This is a genomic window from Microbacterium sp. gxy059 (assembly GCF_050958665.1).
In the GTDB taxonomy this organism is placed as follows: Bacteria; Actinomycetota; Actinomycetes; order Actinomycetales; family Microbacteriaceae; genus Microbacterium.
The window spans coordinates 103,911-119,642 of the sequence record NZ_JAMXWT010000007.1 but is presented as its reverse complement, the minus strand read 5'-3'; the positions used below and the strand labels follow the sequence as shown (position 1 = coordinate 119,642).

The following is a 15,732-nucleotide window of genomic DNA, read 5'->3' as shown; positions in this document are numbered from 1 at the left end:
CGGGACAGCCCCGGGGACGGTTGTGGGATGGCGGCATGAGGACCACAGGAGCGCGTGCGCGCGGATGGTCTGCGTGCTCACGGCGACGGTGCTCATCGTGACGCTCGCCGGAGGCTCGGCGGGTGATCAGGGACCAGAGCCGACCGCGGGGGAGGTTGTCGAGCGCTTCATGGCGATGACGGAGATCCCCCGAGAGCCGGAGAGTGAGACGACCGATGCGGGGGTCTCTGGGCACTCACCTGCCGCGACGACATCGGCGCGACCGCGCCTGCGTCATGCACGATCGACCGCGCCGTGTTCGGTGAGCTGTTGAACGCCCCACGCGCTCAGCGCGGGGAGGCGTCGCGGGTCTCGTCGTCGCGCTTGCGCTCCCGCCTCCGCCGGGCGGTGGGGCGGAACGAGGCGACGATCAGCCAGATGATGAGAGCGAGGACGACGACGAACGCCAGGATCAGGAGAATCTGCCACGGACCAGCCATCTCCCCAGGCTCGCACGCTGATCAGCCGCGATCCATACGACTTTCGTCGCAGACGGGGTGCCCGGCGGGCTCCGCCACCCCGGTACGCTGGGCGCAGCGCGAACAAGGAGGCGGCGTGCACCATCGGATCCTGCTGGTCAACGGACCCAACCTGAACCTGCTCGGCACCCGCGAGCCGCAGGTGTACGGATCCGACACCCTCGACGACGTCGAGCGCCTCGCGACCGAGACCGCCGCCGCGGCCGGGTTCGCCGTGCGCGCCGTGCAGTCGAACAGCGAGGGCGCGCTCGTCGACGCGATCCATGCGGCCCGCGCCGACTGCGACGCGATCGTCATCAACGCGGGGGCCTACACGCACACCTCGGTCGCGCTGCGCGACGCGCTGCAGGCGGTCGCGCTGCCGTTCGCCGAGGTGCACATCAGCAACGTGCACGCGCGCGAGCCCTTCAGGCACCGCTCGTACCTCAGCGACATCGCCTCCTGCGTCATCGTCGGCGCAGGCACGCAGGGCTACGCCTTCGCGGTGCAGCGCCTCGCGGCCGTCGTGCGCTGAGGGCAGGCGGCCTCTGGCGTCCGGAACGCCGGGCGCGACCCGCTCGCGCCCGGCATCCCTCGCCCGCGGCGCTCGTCGCCCGCGGCGCTCGTTGCCCGCGAGTGGCGCAGATCCTCGCGAGTGGCGCAGGAATCGGGCCGGATATCTGCGCCACTCGCGAGTTCCTGCGCCACTCGCGAGCCGCGCCTGACCTCACCTCGCCGGGACGCTCCGCCCCTCAGCGGATCGTGTCGATCGGATCCGTGATGTCGGCGACGGTCGCGTCGTAGGCCTCGATCAGGCGGTCGGCGTCGACGTACAGGGCGACGTGGCGGGCGCCGGATCCCATCGACACGCGCCGGCCGACCACGCGCGCGTCGGCGAACACGGGCCACGCGGTCGACGATCCGATCGACACGATCGTGCCCCGCTCGTAGCCCGTCGCCTCGAGCGCGAGATGCGGCTCGGGCAGACGCAGCCGGTTCGCGCCGACCGCCTTCCGCAGCTTCGGCCACGAGATCGCGCGGTCGCCAGGGACGAGCGCGAAGAGGTACTGCTCGCCGCGGCCCTTCACGACGAGCGTCTTCACGATCTCCGACGGGTCGACGCCGCGGTGCGCCGCGGCCTCCTCGAGGGACGCCGCCGGCGGGAAGGCGCGCAGCTCGATGTCGAGGCCGCGCTCCGCCGCCGCATCGCGCACGCGGCGGTGCGGATCGGCGGTGCCGAGATCGGGCAGCGGATCGGTCATGCGAGTGTCCTCTCGGGCGAACGCGAAAGGGTGCGGGATCCGCGCAGTCGCGGACCCCGCACCCTCGCGGATCGATGGATCAGGCGTCGGGCGTGGCCACCGGATCGTCGGCGACCCACAGCTCGTCGTCGGCGCTGAGCGCCTTCCACGCGGCGACGAAGATGCCCACCGCGGCGGCGACGCCGAGCACGGCGGCGATGACGGCGCCCGCGCTGGTCTTCTTCTTCGGCGGCTCGACGACGACCGTGCGCCCGCCGAGCTTCGCGGCCGTCGCGTCGTACGCGCCGATCGCGCGGCCGACGAGGCCGCCCGCGGCCGGGATGACGCGGCGGTCGACGAAGCGGCGGCTGCGCTCGTAGCCGTCCTCCGCGTACGGACGAGCCCTGTCGACGTACGGCTCGATGTGGTCGTGGTAGGTCTTCTTCGCCTTCGGCTTGACGACCTCGTTGCCCAGGGCGCCGAGCTGGCGTCCGGCTTCGCGAGCCACGTCGGCGGCGTTCGCCGCGACGATGCGCTGCGCGTCCACCACCTTGGCCGCGGTCGACTGGAGCTTCCGGAGCTCCTTCTTGCGCTTCCTGCTGAGGCTGACGCTCACGGTTTGCCCTCCCGCGTTATCTGTCGATGGTGGGTCCTTTCTCTCATCCTGCCAGATGACTTCCCGCGCGGGGCGCCGCACCGGCGTTCTCTGCGAGAATGGCCCCATGACTCAGCACACCGCCGTCGCCACCGTCCACACGAACCACGGCGACATCGTCATCAACCTCTTCGGCGACCACGCCCCCGTCACGGTCGACAACTTCGTCGGCCTCGCCACGGGCGAGAAGGAGTGGACCGACCCGCGCACGGGCCAGAAGGGCGAGGGCCCGCTCTACAAGGACGTCGTCTTCCACCGCATCATCCCCGGCTTCATGATCCAGGGCGGCGACCCGCTCGGCCAGGGCATCGGCGGCCCGGGCTACAGCTTCGACGACGAGATCCACCCCGAGCTCGACTTCACCGAGCCCTACATCCTCGCGATGGCGAACGCGGGCAAGCGCCCCAACGCCATCACGGGCAAGATGAGCGGCACCAACGGGTCGCAGTTCTTCATCACGACCGACCCGACGCCGTGGCTGCAGGGCAAGCACACGATCTTCGGCGCCGTCGCCGACGACGCCTCGAAGAAGGTCGTCGACGCGATCGCGCAGGTGCCGACCGGCGCGAACGACCGCCCCGCCCAGGACGTCGTCATCTCGTCGATCGACATCGCCGCCGTCTGACCCGCCTCCCGCACGAAGCTCTGCCCGCGAAGGAGTCCGAGAGCAGTGACGTCGTCGTACGCCGATAACCCCGACAACTACTGCTACCGGCATCCGAAGCGGCAGAGCTTTGTGCTGTGTCAGCGGTGCACCCGCACCATCTGCCCCGAGTGCCAGACCCCGGCGGCCGTGGGATTCATCTGCCCCGAGTGCATGAAGGAGCAGAAGAAGAACCGCACGCCCGCGCAGAAGAAGGCCGCCCGCCGGTGGGGTCGCGGATCCGGAACCGCGACCGCGTCGTTCGGGTCCGGCGGCACGCGTGCGATGACGACGATCTTCGTCGTCACGGCCGTCACCTACCTGCTGCAGCTGCTGCCCGGCATCGGTGGATCCGTGCGCGGCTGGCTGCTGTTCTTCGCCCCCTACCTCTACCCCGACCTCACGCTCACGTTCGAGCCCTGGCGCATCCTCACCGTCGCCCTCGTGCACGGAGGCATCTGGCATGTGGCGCTCAACATGATCGCCCTGTGGATGGTGGGGAGGGTGCTCGAGCCGATGCTCGGATCCTGGCGCTTCCTCGCCACCTACGTGCTGTGCACGGCGGGCGGATCCGCGGCCGTCGCCCTGCTGGCGTTCGGAACTCCCGTCGTGGGCGCGTCGGGAGCGGTGTTCGGCCTCTTCGGCGCGCTGCTCGTCATCGGTCGGCGGCTCGGCGCCGACATGTCGGGCATGATGATCGTGCTCGCGATCAACCTCGTGATCGGCTTCATCCCCGGCATGAACGTGTCGTGGCAGGCGCACGTGGGCGGTCTCGTGATCGGCGCGCTGATCGGCCTCATCTTCACGTCGACCCGGCGCCGCACCCAGCGCACCCTGCAGATCCTCCTGGTCGTCGGCGTGGGCCTGCTCATCGTCGCGCTCTTCGTCATCGCCGGCTTCGTGCACGCCTGAGCCGCGGAGATCCCCGTCGCGCCCCGGGCCCTCGCGGCCCGGGGCGCGACGTCGTTCCCGGATCCCTCCCCAGCTCTCTCCACAGGTCGGGGAGAGTTATCCCCAGAGGCGAGGGCGTTCTCCACGGATCCGAGGCTCTTCTCCACCCCGTATCCACGGATATATGGGGGTTGTCCACCGAGTTATCCACAGATCCATCCACAGCTGGGGATAATCACACGGCTGTTATTCACAGGTGGGGATACGCCTGTGGAGGGAATCACACCGGTGTGATTCGGGGTGCGGGGCAGGGGAGCGCAGGGCCAGTCAGGCGGGGTGGGGAGCAACGAGGCGGGCCGCGTCGCACGGGCGGAGGGGCGATCGGGGAGCCTTGGCGGACCCGTGCGTGTCCCAAGAGGTGCGGGAACGAGCGCGGCATTCCCGCAGAAGGTGAGACACGGTCGTGCTGGTCGGCGGGGCGTGTCTCGGGAAGTGCGGGAACGAGCAGCCGGTTCCCGCACAAAGTGAGACATGGTGGGGCCGGGGAGCGCGCCGCGGTACCGGATCGGGTCGCAGCGCCCGGTGCGGAGGCGGCTGCGTGCGAAGTGGAACGGGTCGCGGGAACGACGAACCCGCCCGGGCACGAGGCCGGGGCGGGTTCGGGAGGAGGAAGGGGGCGTCAGCGCCAGCGCGTGGCCATGATGAGGCCGATGAGCGCGAGGCCGCCGCCGATCGCGAGGTTCCAGGCGCCGATGCCGGGAACCGGGAACTGCGCCTCCGACAGGTAGAAGACGAGGATCCACGCCAGACCCAGCAGGAAGAACGCCACCATGACGGGCTTGAACCAGGCCGGGTTGGGCAGGGGCTCACCCGGGATGTGGGTGATGTCTTCGTCGTGAGAGTCGCGGCGTGCCATACCGTGAAGTCTATCCGGGTCGGAATGGGGAGGACTACCCATATCGACCCGCGCGGGCGATGTGCTTTCCTGACGACGGACAGCGGAACACCGGGGAAGAGGCGCACCGTGCCGGACGTGAAGGTCGACTACGACGCCATGGACGAGCTCGTCGGCATGCTCGGCTCCCTGCGCGAGGAGCTCGACGGCCAGAAGGAGCGCTCCCGCGACATCGCGGACGCCACGAGCCACCGTCGCCTCTCGGGCGCCGTGCGCGACTTCGCCGACGGATGGCGGGTGCGCCGATCCGAGCTCGTCGAGCAGCTCGACGACACCCGCACGCAGGCGAGCGCGATCCGCGAGTCCTTCCTCGCCTTCGACCACGGGACGGAGTGATCGATGGAGGCCGCCGCCGTTCCGCCGCTGCTGCGCATCGAGGGCGAGCCCGACGCGATCGACGACGCCGCAACCGACTTCGGCGACGTCGCGGAGGCGATCGTCGACCTCGCCCGCCGACTGCGCGACGCCGCCGAGGGCGAGTACGCCATCGGGAAGGCCGCCGACCAGTTCCGCGACGATGCGCGCACGGCGGCCGGCGACGTCGACGCCGTCGCACCCCGGTATGCCGGGACGGGCGAGGCGCTCGCGGGCTACGCGCGCGAGCTCGACGACGCGCAGCGCCGCGCCGACGAGGCCATCGAGCGGATCCGCGAGACGCAGGACGAGCTCTGGCCCCTCTACGACGACCGCACGGAGGCGCTGCGCGACCCCGACGCCGACGATGACGCGCTCGACGACCTGCGCCGCCGGATCGAGAGCCGGGAGGACGACCTCGACGGACTCCTCGCCGCCTACGAGCAGGCGATCGACGACCACGACGCGGCGGGCCACGCGGCCGCCGACCTCATCGAGCCGATCCTCGGCGCGCTCGACGACGGCTGGTGGGCGCAGGTCGGCGACTTCTTCTCGTCGATCGGCGACTGGCTCCTCGACGCGTTCGAGCAGCTCGTCATGTGGGTCAGCGATCTCATCGTCGCGGCGCTCGCCCTCGTCGCGATCCTCGTCGTCGTCATCATCGGCGTGCTCGTCGTTCCGATCGGCGACATCGACCTGAACCACCTCGTCGATCGCGGCATCGCGCTCACCATGGGTCTCCTGGGCGCCCTCCACGGCGTGCTCGTGCCCGCCATCTGGTTCGAGATCGGCGGCGAGACCCCGCGCATGAACCTCACCGAGGTGTGGCACGGCGCCGCGGATCCCGCGCACCGGTACCGCGACCTCTTCGAGAGCATCCGCCAGCTCGACCGCGATGGCGGGACGGACAGCACCCGTGTGGAGATCGTGCACGTCGGCGTCGACGAGCACGGCAACGACATCTGGCGCGTGCTGCCGCCGAGCACGCAGGACTGGGAGCTGCTCTTCGACACCCCCGCCGCCAACGACCTCGGCTCCAACCTCGCGCTCATGCTCGCCCCCGACGAGACGGCCGCCTACGAGCGCATGGTGATCGACGCCATGGAGCAGGCGGGCATCGGCCCCGACGATCCGGTCATGATCGACGGCTTCTCGCAGAGCGGGATCCTCGCGGGTCGCATGGCGGAGGCCGGCGACTACAACGTGCAGGCGATCGTCGTCGCGGGCGCGCCGATCGACGCGATGGACATCCCGAGCGACGTGAGCGTCATCTCCATCCAGCACGTCGGCGACCCCGTGCACCGGCTGGACGGCACGGCGCCGGCCGATCCGTCGGAGAATCACGTCACGGTGCACGTCAACCCTCCCGGCGAGGGCGACGCCGTGCTCGACGCGGGGCGCCACAACTCCGGGCTCTACGGGGAGACGATCCAGCAGATCCAGGACGGCGCGCACCCCGGGGTCGACGACTCGGTGCAGGACGCGATCGACCGCATCATGGCCGACCAGGATCTCTTCTTCAGCGACGACGAGACGCACTACGTGTTCGAGGGGTCCGAGTGAGGATCGGACGTGCCGGCGCCGTCGCGCTCGTCGCCGTCTGCGTCCTCGCGGGGTGCGCCGCGGGGCCGGGAGCGGAGGCGCGGCTCGCCGATGCCGTCGTCGCGGACGTGCCGGCGGCTGAGGAGGTGGAGACCGTCATCCACCGCGACGTGTTCGAACAGTGGATCCGCGTCGACGTCTCCGCGTCGTCCGTGACGGAGGAGAACGCGGGCGACATCGTCATGGGCGCCTTCGCCGCGGCGTGGCGGAACGCGGCGTTCGCGCCCGACAGCATCTCGGTGAAGGTGACGCCCGTCGCGCTGAGCGAGGCCTTCGATCCCGACTTCCTGCTGCTCGACGGCGTCGGCGACGGGGAAGACGTGCGCTGTTCGAGGCGCATGTGCTCGGCGGAGGCCGATGTGCTCGAGGAGCTGTTCGGCGCGCAGGGGGAGACGCCGTGACCGCCACCGCCCTGCCGGATCTCGCGCTGCGCCTGCCGGGCAGCTGGTGGGACGTGCCGCTCGGCGACCGGGACGAGGCGCGAGCCTCCGTGCGGCGCCTGCTGCGCACACGGCTCGGCACGTCGGACGAGCGCGCCCGCGGCCGCATCGAGCTGGAGCGGCGCCTCATGGCGAGCCTCGACCAGGCGATCGAGGGCGACGGCCGGAGCCTGCAGATCGCGCTGTCGATCGTCCCCGGCGCGCGCATCTCGATGACCGCGATGATCGCGACGCCCGAACTCGCGATCCCGCACCAGCCGGATCCGTCGCTCACCCCGCTCGACGTGCTCGCCCTGGCGCTCGAACGGGCGCGGGGCGCCGACGAGGCCCCGGCCGCGAAGGTGCCCTCCCGGGCGGGAACGGCGCTGCGCCGCGTGCGCTACCGGGTGACGACCGCAGACGGGAGCGAGGAGACCCTGCGCACGGCCGCCTTCGAATACTGGTTCGTCGCCCCCGGCACGCGCCGCGCCGTCGTCGCGACGTTCAGCGTGCCCGCGGGCGCCCTCGAGGACGAGCTCGGCGGCCTCGCCGACGCGATCGTCGCGGTCAGCGGCTGGCAGGAGCCCGCCGCGGCCTGAGGTCAGCCCTCGTCGCCGCTCTCGCCCGACTCCTCCGCCGGCTCCTCTTCCTCGTCGGGCTCCGTGCCCGTGCACTGGAAGAGCTCGATCGTCGAATGCACCGGGGCATCCCCGACGCGCGACTGCGCATGCACCGTCGCGGGATCGGCCGCGGTGCAGCTCGCATCGTCGCTCACGGTGACGTCGAGCCCGAGCTGCGCGAGCTGCTCCGTCGCCGCCTCGATCGTGTACCCCTTCACGTCGCCGACGGTCACGCGCCCCGTCGCGACCGTGAGGTCGATGACGGATCCCTTCGACAGCTCGTCGCCGGTGGCCACGTCGTGGCCCTCGTTCGCCGCCGCGAGCACCGTACCCGCGTCGCTCTCGGGGTCGTTCACGGGCGTCGTGCGGCCGATCTCCAGGCCGGCGTCGGTGATCGCCGAGCGCGCCGCGTCCTCGCTGAGACCCGCCAGCTCCGGCACCGCCACGAGCTGCTCGCCCTCCGACACCCACACCTGCACGGTCGTGCCCGGCGTCACGGGGACCCCGATCTCCGGATCCGTGCGGATGACGATGCCCTCAGGCACCGTCTCGCTCGGCTCCGTGCGCTGCGCGGCCACGAGATCCGCCGCCTCGAGATCCTCGACGGCCCGCTCGTACGCCACCCCCGACACGTCGGGGACCGCGACCGAGTCGGCGGCCCGCAGCTCGAGCGGATCCATCCGCACGACCCAGATGACCACGGCGGCGATGATCGCGATGAGCGCGATGATCGCCGTCCAGACCCACGCGACCGGCGGGCCCGACTGCGTGCGGGTGACGCCCGTCGCCGACGACAGCTGCGTGATGGTGTGCTCGACGTCGGCCTGCTCGCGCTGCCCGTCGCCGTACAGCTCGTCGGTGAGCGCCGCGATCTGGCGCGTCGACATCTCGGCGCTGTCCATCGCGGCGTCGAGCGCCTCGCGGAACGCCGCCGCGTCGGGGAACCGCTGGGCGGGATCCTTCGCGAGGGCCCGCAGGACGATCGGGTCGAGGCGCGCGGGCGCGGCCGGGTTCGCCTGCGACGGCGGCACGGGGGCCTCGCGCACGTGCTGGTAGGCGACCGACACGGGCGAGTCGCCCCGGAACGGCGGCTGCCCCGTGAGCAGCTCGTAGAGGACCACTCCGGTCGAGTAGATGTCGGCGCGCGCGTCCACCGCGTCACCCTTCGCCTGCTCGGGCGAGAAGTAGGCGGCCGTGCCGAGGATCGTCGTCGTCTCCGCGACCGTCGCCGACGTGTCGCTCACGGCGCGCGCGATGCCGAAGTCCATGACCTTCACCTGACCGGAGTCGGTGATCATGACGTTCGCGGGCTTGATGTCGCGGTGCACGACGCCCGCGCGGTGCGAGTACTCGAGCGCCTCGAGGATCCCGTCCACATAGCGCGAGGCCTCGTCGGCGGCCACGGGGCCGTCGCGCAGCACGTCCTTCAGCAGGGTGCCGCGCACGAGCTCCATGACGATGTACGGCGTGTGGCGCGTCTCCGCGCCGTCGGCCTCGACGGCCTCGCCCGCGTCGAAGACGCGCACGATCGACGGGTGCGCCATGCGGCTCGCTGCCTGCGCCTCGAGGCGGAAGCGGGTGCGGAACGTGTCGTCGCTCGCGAGATCGCGATGCAGGATCTTGATGGCGACCGTGCGCCCGAGCGTGAGGTCGTAGCCGCGATGGACGCTCGCCATGCCGCCGCGTCCGATGAGCGCGTCGACCCGATATCGCCCTGACAGCACGCGGGGCTCGGCGTCGGTCGCCTCCATCGCCTCGGTGGGCTCGTCCGTCACGTCAAGCCCTCCCCGGGAGCCGGTCGTTGCACATACGAGGGCAAGCCTAACCGAGTCGGCCGAGAGCGCCGCTCCCGGCCGACCTCGTCACGCCTCGTCGGCCTCGGCGCTCTCGTCCTCGGCGGGCGTCGTGGGCTCCTCCGTGGGAGTCGGCTCCTGGGTCGGCGTCGGCTCCTCGGTGGGCTCGGGCTCCGGCGGATCCTGCACCGTCGCGTCGGCGGACGGCGAGAAGCCGGCGCTCTCGCGGTCGCCGCAGACGACCTTGTACGCCACCTCGATGCGGTCGGCGGCGGTCGGGTTGATCGGCACGCGCACCGAGGTCTGGTTCGCCTCGACCCACAGCGGGTCGGGCATGTTGTTGCCGGACACGTTGACGTAGTAGCCGGTCGGAGCGCCTGCGGGGCAGCCGCCGAAGGCGTCCCAGCTCACGGTCGCCTCGCTCCCGCGCTCGACCGGGTTCGGGTCGACGCGCGGCGCGGCCTCGGGCGCGGGGATCTCGACGAGCGGCGCGTACACGAGCGCCGTCACGGTCGTTCCGGCCTCGACGACGCCCGCCGGGTCGACCTGGTAGATGCGGCCGACCTGGTCGGCGGACTCCGCGGGGTCGCCGTCCTGGCAGCTCAGGGCGATGTCGGCGCCCTCCTCGTCGATCTTCTGCAGCGCCTCGTCGCAGAGGAGCCCGTCGAGCGCGAGCGCCGTCACGTCGACGCGGTCGACCGTCGGCGTGGGGGACGGGGACGTCGTGGTGCGCGTGGGGGACGGCGAGGGCGTCTCGTCGTCGTCTCCGCCGAAGGCGCCCGACATGATGCCCCAGACGACGCCGCCGAGGATGATCGCGAGCAGCACGATGAGCGCGATCAGCGGCACACGCCACTTGCTGCGCTTCTTCTCGGGCTGCTCCTCCTCGTCGCCCTCCCCCTCCGCGTCGCCGAGCGGCAGCGGGGAGGTCGAGGGCATCATCATGGTCGCCGCGCCGGTCGCGCCGAGCAGCTGCGTCGTGGCGTCGTCGCCGAGGGCGCCGCCCTCCGCGATCATCGGCGCCGCCTGAATCGCCGCCGCGAGGTCGCCGCGACGCAGCGCGCTGCACGCGCGCGCGACCGCCGCCGCCGACGCGGGACGCTCCTCGGGCTTCTTCGCGATCATCGCCATCACGAGGCGCTGCACGGGCACCGGGATGCCCTCGGGGAGCGGCGGAGGCGTGTCGTTGATCTGCGCCATCGCGATCGCGACCTGCGACTCGCCCGTGAAGGGGCGCTTGCCGGCGAGCGATTCGTACAGCACGATGCCGAGCGAGTAGATGTCGGTCGCGGGGCTCGCCGGGTGACCGGACGCCTGCTCCGGCGACAGGTACTGCACGGTGCCCATCACCTGGCCGGTGGCCGTGAGCGGCACCTGGTCGGCGATGCGCGCGATGCCGAAGTCGGTGATCTTCACGCGGCCGTCTGGCGTGATCAGCAGGTTGCCCGGCTTGATGTCGCGGTGCACGAGGCCCGCCGCGTGGGCGGCCTGCAGCGCGGACGCCGTCTGCGACACGTAGTCGAGAGCCGTGTCGACCGGCAGCGTCGCGTCGCGCTCGAGGATCGTCGAGAGCGCCTCGCCGGGCACGAGCTCCATGACGAGGTACGCGGATCCGTTCTCCTCGCCGTAGTCGAACACGCTCGCGATGCCCTCGTGGTTCACGAGAGCCGCGTGCCGCGCCTCGGCGCGGAAGCGCTCCAGGAAGCCCGGATCGCCCATGTACTCGTCTTTGAGGATCTTGATGGCGACCGTGCGACCGATCACGTGATCGGTGGCCTCCCAGACCTCGCCCATACCGCCGATGGCGATGCGGGAGAGGAGCTCATAGCGTCCGCCGAACGTCACACCCTGCGTTGGCCTCATTGTGCGAGCACCGCCTCCATGACCTTCTTCGCGATGGGAGCCGCGATCGTGTTTCCCGAACCTTGTTGACCCATGCCGCCGCCGTCTTCCACCACGACCGCCACGGCGACCTCCGGGTCGTCCGCAGGAGCGAATCCCGTGAACCACAGCGTGTAGGGCGCGTCGCCGCCGTTCTCTGCGGTGCCCGTCTTACCGGCCACGTCGACGCCCTCTATTCTTGCACCTGTCGCGGCCCCAGACTGGACGCTCGCCACCATCATCTCGGTAACGGAATCGGCGACGTCGGAGTCGACGGATCTTCCCCGCTCACGGGGGGAATACTGCTCCTGGACCGTGAGGTCGTCGGCGAGCACCTGGTCGACGAGCGTCGGCTCCATGAGCACGCCGTCGTTGGCGAGCGCGGCCGTCGTCATCGCGACCTCGAGGGGCGTCGACGTCACGGGTCCCTGGCCGAAGCCGGTCTGACCCGTCTGGTCGTCCGAGAGCTCGTCGGGGTAGCTCGACGCGGCGAGCGAGAGCGGGAACGAGAACTCGCTGTTGTAGCCGAACCGCTCGGCCTGCTCGCGGATCGCGTCGTCGCCGAGCTCGACGGCCAGCTCGGCCATCGGCACGTTGCAGCTGAGGGAGATCGCCGTCGCGAGGGTGACCTCGTCGCCGCCTCCGCACGTGCCGCCCGTCGCGTTCGTCACGTCGAAGGACGTGCCGGGCAGCGTGTAGGCCGCCTTGTTGGGGAACGTGCTCTCGGCCGTGTACTCGCCCGACTCGAGCGCGGCGGCCGCGACGAGCACCTTGAACGTGGATCCGGGCGGGTACACGTTGGCCGTCGCGTTGTTCAGCAGCGGGCTGTTCGGAGCCCCCTCGAGGCTCTCGTAGGCGGTGTTCGCGGCCTCGGAGTCGTGCACCGCGAGCTGGTTCGCGTCGAAGCCGGGCGTGGACACGAGCGCGAGCAGGCGGCCCGTGTCGGGCTCGATGGCGACGACGGCGCCCGTGTATCCGGCGTTCGTCATCGCCTCCCAGGCGGCGCGCTGCACGGCGGGGTCGAGGCTGATCTCGATGCTGGACCCGCGCGGCGCCTGCCCCGTGACGACCTGCTCGATGCGGGCGAAGAACGCCGAGTCGGCGAGGCCGGACAGCTCGGCGTTGAGCGCGCGCTCGAGACCCGTCGCGGATCCGAGGGCGGGGTTGTACCAGCCCGTGACGCCCGACCAGATCTCCGGGTCGGCGTACAGGCGCTGGAACGCGTAGAGGTCGTCGGTGGACTGCGAGCGGGCGATCTGCTCGCCCCCCGCGACGATCGCGCCGCGCCGCACCTCGTACGAGTCGTACAGGGTGCGCCGGTTGTTCGGGTCGCTCGCAAGCGAGTTCTGGTTCACGACCTGGATGATGCTCGTCGACGCGAACAGCGCCACGAACATGAACACCACGATGATGCTCAGTCGTCGGATCTCCTTGGTCATCAGCCGATCACCGCCCTGGGCTGTCTGCGCACGGCGTCGCTGATGCGCAGGAGGATGCCGACGATGAGCCAGTTGGCCAGCAGCGAGGATCCGCCCGCCGCGAGGAACGGCGTCGTGAGGCCGGTCAGCGGGATCACCCGGGTGACGCCGCCGACCATGATGAACACCTGCAGCGCGATCGTGAACGACAGCCCGACCGAGAGCAGCTTGCCGAAGTCGTCCTGCCCCGCGACGCCGATGCGGGCGCCGCGGCTCGCGAACACGAGGTAGAGGCCGAGGATCGCGAAGATGCCGACGAGGCCGAGCTCCTCGCCGAGGCTCGGGATGATGTAGTCGCTCTTCGCGACGGGCGTGAGATAGGGCCGGCCCTGGCCGAGGCCCGTGCCGAACATGCCGCCGTGCGCCAGGCCGAAGACGCCGTTGACCAGCTGGAAGCTGCCGCCGGCCGGGTCGTTGTAGAGCTCGTCGTCGAACGCGTTGATCCACGCGTTGAAGCGGTTGTGCACGTACGGCATGACGAACGTCGCGGCGACGGCGCCGACGCCCGCGAGGGTCACGCCGATGAGCACCCAGCCGGTCTTCCCCGTCGCGACGTAGAGCATCGCGACGAACATGCCGAAGATGAGCATTCCCGTGCCGAGGTCGCGCTGGGCGACGATGATGCCCATCGAGATGAGCCAGATGACGAGCAGCGGCCCGAACTCGCGGGCGCGGGGGAAGGTGAACCCGAGCACCCGGCGCCCCGTGGATGTGAGGCTCTCGCGCGTGTTCACGAGGTAGCCGGCGAAGAAGATCGCGAGGCAGATCTTCGCGATCTCGCCGGGCTGGAAGTTGAACCCGGCGATCGTGATCCACACGGTCGCGTTGCCGCCGCCGTGCAGGAAGGGCACGAACGGCAGGATCAGCAGCACGATGCCCGTGAGGCCGAAGATGTAGGTGTAGCGGAACAGCACGCGGTAGTTCGACAGCGCCCAGACGAGCAGGCCGCACAGCGCGATCGACAGCGCCGCGTAGGCGAGCTGCGTCATCGCGGACGACTGCTTGTCCTGCAGGTCGAGGCGGTAGATCATCGCCGTGCCGAGCCCGGTGAGCAGCAGCCCGATGGGCACGAGGAACGGGTCGGCCTGGGAGGCGCGGATGCGCAGCACCACGTGGAGCGCGATCGCGAGCGCGCACAGCGCGCCGACCGCGTAGAGGATCGGCAGACGGATCTCGCCGATCGCGCCGAACTGCACGAGCACGAAGGCGCCGCCCGTGAGGGCGATCGCGAAGATCAGCAGGATCAGCTCGCGGTTGCGCAGCTGCTGGGCCTTGCGCAGACGCCGCAGCTCCTTCTGCACGCCCTTGACGGCGCGGGTGTCGTCGGAGGTGTCGGTCACTGGTCGTCACCTCCGTCGGCGCGCGGGCTCTCGCTCGGCGCGGGTGCCGTGGGCGAGGGGCTCGGGTCGGGGACCGGCGCGATGTCGGGATCGGTCAGGTCGGCCAGGTCGTCGTCCGCGTCGTCGTCGCCGAGGCGCGCCCGCAGGTTGTCGACGATGACCTCGGCGTGCTCGAAGGAGCGGGCGCTGATGGTCTGCTCGACCTGCTGGCGGTAGGCGTCGGGCAGGTCGTCGAGCGGGATCTCGGTGTCGGTCTCCGGCGTCGACAGCGCGAGGGGCCCGACGGTCTGCTGGATGCCGCGGTAGATGACGACGCTGTCCTCGTCGGATCCGACGTAGTAGCGGGTCTGGGTCCAGCTGTAGAACGCGGCGCCGGCGGCGGCGACCGCCGCGGCCAGCAGCACGAGCGAGGTGATGCCGATGAGGCGGCGCCGGCGGGTGCGTCGGCGATCCTCGGCGATGAGCTCCTCGAGGTACTCGGTGTCGGGCTCGAAGTGCGTGGGCTCGTTGGCGGCGGTGCGTGCGGGGTGCAGCCAGCCCGTGGGCAGCAGCGATCGCGACGCGGGCACGTGCACCCCGTCGGGGTTCGAGGCGGATCCGACGATCGTCGGGGTGCCCGTGTAGAGCGGGTGCTGCCCGCCGACGTCGACGATGACGACGGTCACATTGTCGGGGGCGCCCCCGTCGAGGGCCTGCTTGAGCAGGGCGTCGGCCGCGCGCGCGGGCGGCTGCTGCAGCCGGAACAGCTTCGCGATGTGCGTCTCGTCGACGACGCCCGAGAGGCCGTCGGAGCACAGCAGCCAGCGGTCGCCCGGCCGGGTCGGCATGATGAACGTGTCGACCTCGGGGTGCGCGTCCATGTCGCCGAGCACGCGCATGAGCACGGAGCGGCGGGGGTGGTAGCGCGCCTCCTCCGGCGTGATGCGGCCCGTCTCGACGAGGCGCTGCACGAAGGTGTGGTCGGTCGTGATCTGCGTGAGCTCGTCGTCGCGGAACAGGTAGATGCGCGAGTCGCCGATGTGGCCGATGACGGCGTACTCGTCGACCATGACGATGCTGCTGCACGTGGTGCCGAGCCCCGCCAGCTCGGGACGGCGCCCGGCGACCTCGATGAGGTCTCCGGCGACGGCCGCGATCTCGTCGCGCAGGCGCTCCTCCGCCTCCGCGGGGGAGTCGTAGTGCCCGTCGAGGTTCTGCAGCCGGCTGATGGCGACCGCCGAGGCGACGTCTCCGCCCGCGTGGCCGCCCATGCCGTCGGCGACGACGAACAGGTTCGACCCGGAGTAGCCCGAATCCTGGTTGTTGGAGCGCACGCGCCCCGTATGGGAGATCGCGGCGCTGGAGCCCTGGAAGACCACGGGCG

At 71.2% G+C, this 15,732-nt stretch carries 16 protein-coding genes; 7 read left to right on the top strand and 9 right to left on the bottom strand.

Annotated features, from left to right (window positions below; all coding sequences use genetic code 11):
• Nucleotides 1-326 precede the first annotated feature (326 nt).
• Entirely contained in the window at nucleotides 327-479 is a 153-nt protein-coding gene (locus NHL53_RS06435) for a hypothetical protein (RefSeq protein ID WP_433776023.1), read from the bottom strand.
• A gap of 115 nt (nucleotides 480-594) precedes the next feature.
• Between NHL53_RS06435 and aroQ the strand changes: the two genes are divergently transcribed.
• The gene (gene aroQ / locus NHL53_RS06430; protein WP_433776022.1) at nucleotides 595-1,032 is read left to right on the top strand and encodes a type II 3-dehydroquinate dehydratase; all 438 of its coding nucleotides are present in this window, start codon (nucleotides 595-597) and stop codon (nucleotides 1,030-1,032) included.
• Nucleotides 1,033-1,249: 217 nt separating this feature from the next.
• Here the strand turns inward: aroQ and NHL53_RS06425 are convergent, their stop codons facing one another.
• Together NHL53_RS06425 and NHL53_RS06420 are read right to left on the bottom strand one after the other, a co-directional pair.
• Nucleotides 1,250-1,759, bottom strand: coding sequence for an aminoacyl-tRNA deacylase (locus NHL53_RS06425; protein ID WP_433776021.1), 510 nt, complete (start codon nucleotides 1,757-1,759; stop codon nucleotides 1,250-1,252).
• Nucleotides 1,760-1,838: 79 nt separating this feature from the next.
• Nucleotides 1,839-2,354 (bottom strand): DNA helicase, encoded by a 516-nt coding sequence (locus tag NHL53_RS06420; RefSeq protein ID WP_433776020.1) that lies wholly within the window; start codon nucleotides 2,352-2,354, stop codon nucleotides 1,839-1,841.
• A gap of 106 nt (nucleotides 2,355-2,460) precedes the next feature.
• Between NHL53_RS06420 and NHL53_RS06415 the strand changes: the two genes are divergently transcribed.
• Together NHL53_RS06415 and NHL53_RS06410 are read left to right on the top strand one after the other, a co-directional pair.
• A complete protein-coding gene (locus tag NHL53_RS06415; protein ID WP_433776019.1) occupies nucleotides 2,461-3,018 on the top strand; it encodes a peptidylprolyl isomerase in 558 nt (185 codons plus the stop codon).
• A gap of 45 nt (nucleotides 3,019-3,063) precedes the next feature.
• Complete coding sequence (locus tag NHL53_RS06410; protein ID WP_433776018.1) at nucleotides 3,064-3,948, top strand: rhomboid family intramembrane serine protease; 885 nt, start codon at nucleotides 3,064-3,066, stop codon at nucleotides 3,946-3,948.
• Nucleotides 3,949-4,606: 658 nt separating this feature from the next.
• Here NHL53_RS06410 and NHL53_RS06405 read toward each other — a convergent pair.
• Nucleotides 4,607-4,843 (bottom strand): cell division protein CrgA, encoded by a 237-nt coding sequence (locus NHL53_RS06405; RefSeq protein WP_433776017.1) that lies wholly within the window; start codon nucleotides 4,841-4,843, stop codon nucleotides 4,607-4,609.
• Between the two features lie 108 nt (nucleotides 4,844-4,951).
• Between NHL53_RS06405 and NHL53_RS06400 the strand changes: the two genes are divergently transcribed.
• Genes NHL53_RS06400 through NHL53_RS06385 form a run of 4 tightly spaced genes read left to right on the top strand, consistent with a single transcriptional unit; the run spans nucleotide 4,952 to nucleotide 7,856 of the window.
• A complete protein-coding gene (locus NHL53_RS06400) occupies nucleotides 4,952-5,218 on the top strand; it encodes a hypothetical protein (protein WP_433776016.1) in 267 nt (88 codons plus the stop codon).
• 3 nt (nucleotides 5,219-5,221) lie between these two features.
• A complete protein-coding gene (locus NHL53_RS06395; protein WP_433776015.1) occupies nucleotides 5,222-6,799 on the top strand; it encodes a WXG100 family type VII secretion target in 1,578 nt (525 codons plus the stop codon).
• Complete coding sequence (locus NHL53_RS06390; protein WP_433776014.1) at nucleotides 6,796-7,239, top strand: hypothetical protein; 444 nt, start codon at nucleotides 6,796-6,798, stop codon at nucleotides 7,237-7,239. Before NHL53_RS06395 ends, NHL53_RS06390 begins: the two co-directional genes overlap by 4 nt.
• Nucleotides 7,236-7,856 (top strand): hypothetical protein, encoded by a 621-nt coding sequence (locus NHL53_RS06385; protein WP_433776013.1) that lies wholly within the window; start codon nucleotides 7,236-7,238, stop codon nucleotides 7,854-7,856. The genes NHL53_RS06390 and NHL53_RS06385 overlap by 4 nt, the downstream gene beginning before the upstream one ends.
• Before the next feature lie 2 nt (nucleotides 7,857-7,858).
• On the opposite strand, the gene pknB is transcribed toward NHL53_RS06385, so the two are convergent.
• The 5 genes from pknB to NHL53_RS06360 form a co-directional block, all read right to left on the bottom strand.
• Nucleotides 7,859-9,628 (bottom strand): Stk1 family PASTA domain-containing Ser/Thr kinase, encoded by a 1,770-nt coding sequence (gene pknB, locus NHL53_RS06380; RefSeq protein WP_433776042.1) that lies wholly within the window; start codon nucleotides 9,626-9,628, stop codon nucleotides 7,859-7,861.
• Between the two features lie 111 nt (nucleotides 9,629-9,739).
• Nucleotides 9,740-11,533, bottom strand: coding sequence for a protein kinase domain-containing protein (locus NHL53_RS06375; protein ID WP_433776012.1), 1,794 nt, complete (start codon nucleotides 11,531-11,533; stop codon nucleotides 9,740-9,742).
• The gene (locus NHL53_RS06370) at nucleotides 11,530-12,990 is read right to left on the bottom strand and encodes a peptidoglycan D,D-transpeptidase FtsI family protein (RefSeq protein WP_433776011.1); all 1,461 of its coding nucleotides are present in this window, start codon (nucleotides 12,988-12,990) and stop codon (nucleotides 11,530-11,532) included. Before NHL53_RS06370 ends, NHL53_RS06375 begins: the two co-directional genes overlap by 4 nt.
• Nucleotides 12,990-14,369: an FtsW/RodA/SpoVE family cell cycle protein gene (locus tag NHL53_RS06365; protein WP_433776010.1), complete on the bottom strand. Its 1,380-nt coding sequence runs from the start codon at nucleotides 14,367-14,369 to the stop codon at nucleotides 12,990-12,992. Before NHL53_RS06365 ends, NHL53_RS06370 begins: the two co-directional genes overlap by 1 nt.
• Nucleotides 14,366-15,727 (bottom strand): PP2C family protein-serine/threonine phosphatase, encoded by a 1,362-nt coding sequence (locus NHL53_RS06360; protein WP_433776009.1) that lies wholly within the window; start codon nucleotides 15,725-15,727, stop codon nucleotides 14,366-14,368. The genes NHL53_RS06365 and NHL53_RS06360 overlap by 4 nt, the downstream gene beginning before the upstream one ends.
• Nucleotides 15,728-15,732 lie beyond the last annotated feature (5 nt).

Excerpts from the sequence above, each read along its gene's own strand:
- NHL53_RS06435 (WP_433776023.1), bottom strand. The coding sequence starts at position 479 with ATGGCTGGTCCGTGGCAGATTCTCCTGATCCTGGCGTTCGTCGTCGTC.
- NHL53_RS06425 (WP_433776021.1), bottom strand. The coding sequence starts at position 1,759 with ATGACCGATCCGCTGCCCGATCTCGGCACCGCCGATCCGCACCGCCGC.
- NHL53_RS06415 (WP_433776019.1), top strand. The coding sequence starts at position 2,461 with ATGACTCAGCACACCGCCGTCGCCACCGTCCACACGAACCACGGCGAC.
- NHL53_RS06405 (WP_433776017.1), bottom strand. The coding sequence starts at position 4,843 with ATGGCACGCCGCGACTCTCACGACGAAGACATCACCCACATCCCGGGT.
- NHL53_RS06395 (WP_433776015.1), top strand. The coding sequence starts at position 5,222 with ATGGAGGCCGCCGCCGTTCCGCCGCTGCTGCGCATCGAGGGCGAGCCC.
- pknB (WP_433776042.1), bottom strand. The coding sequence starts at position 9,628 with ATGGAGGCGACCGACGCCGAGCCCCGCGTGCTGTCAGGGCGATATCGG.
- NHL53_RS06375 (WP_433776012.1), bottom strand. The coding sequence starts at position 11,533 with ATGAGGCCAACGCAGGGTGTGACGTTCGGCGGACGCTATGAGCTCCTC.
- NHL53_RS06370 (WP_433776011.1), bottom strand. The coding sequence starts at position 12,990 with ATGACCAAGGAGATCCGACGACTGAGCATCATCGTGGTGTTCATGTTC.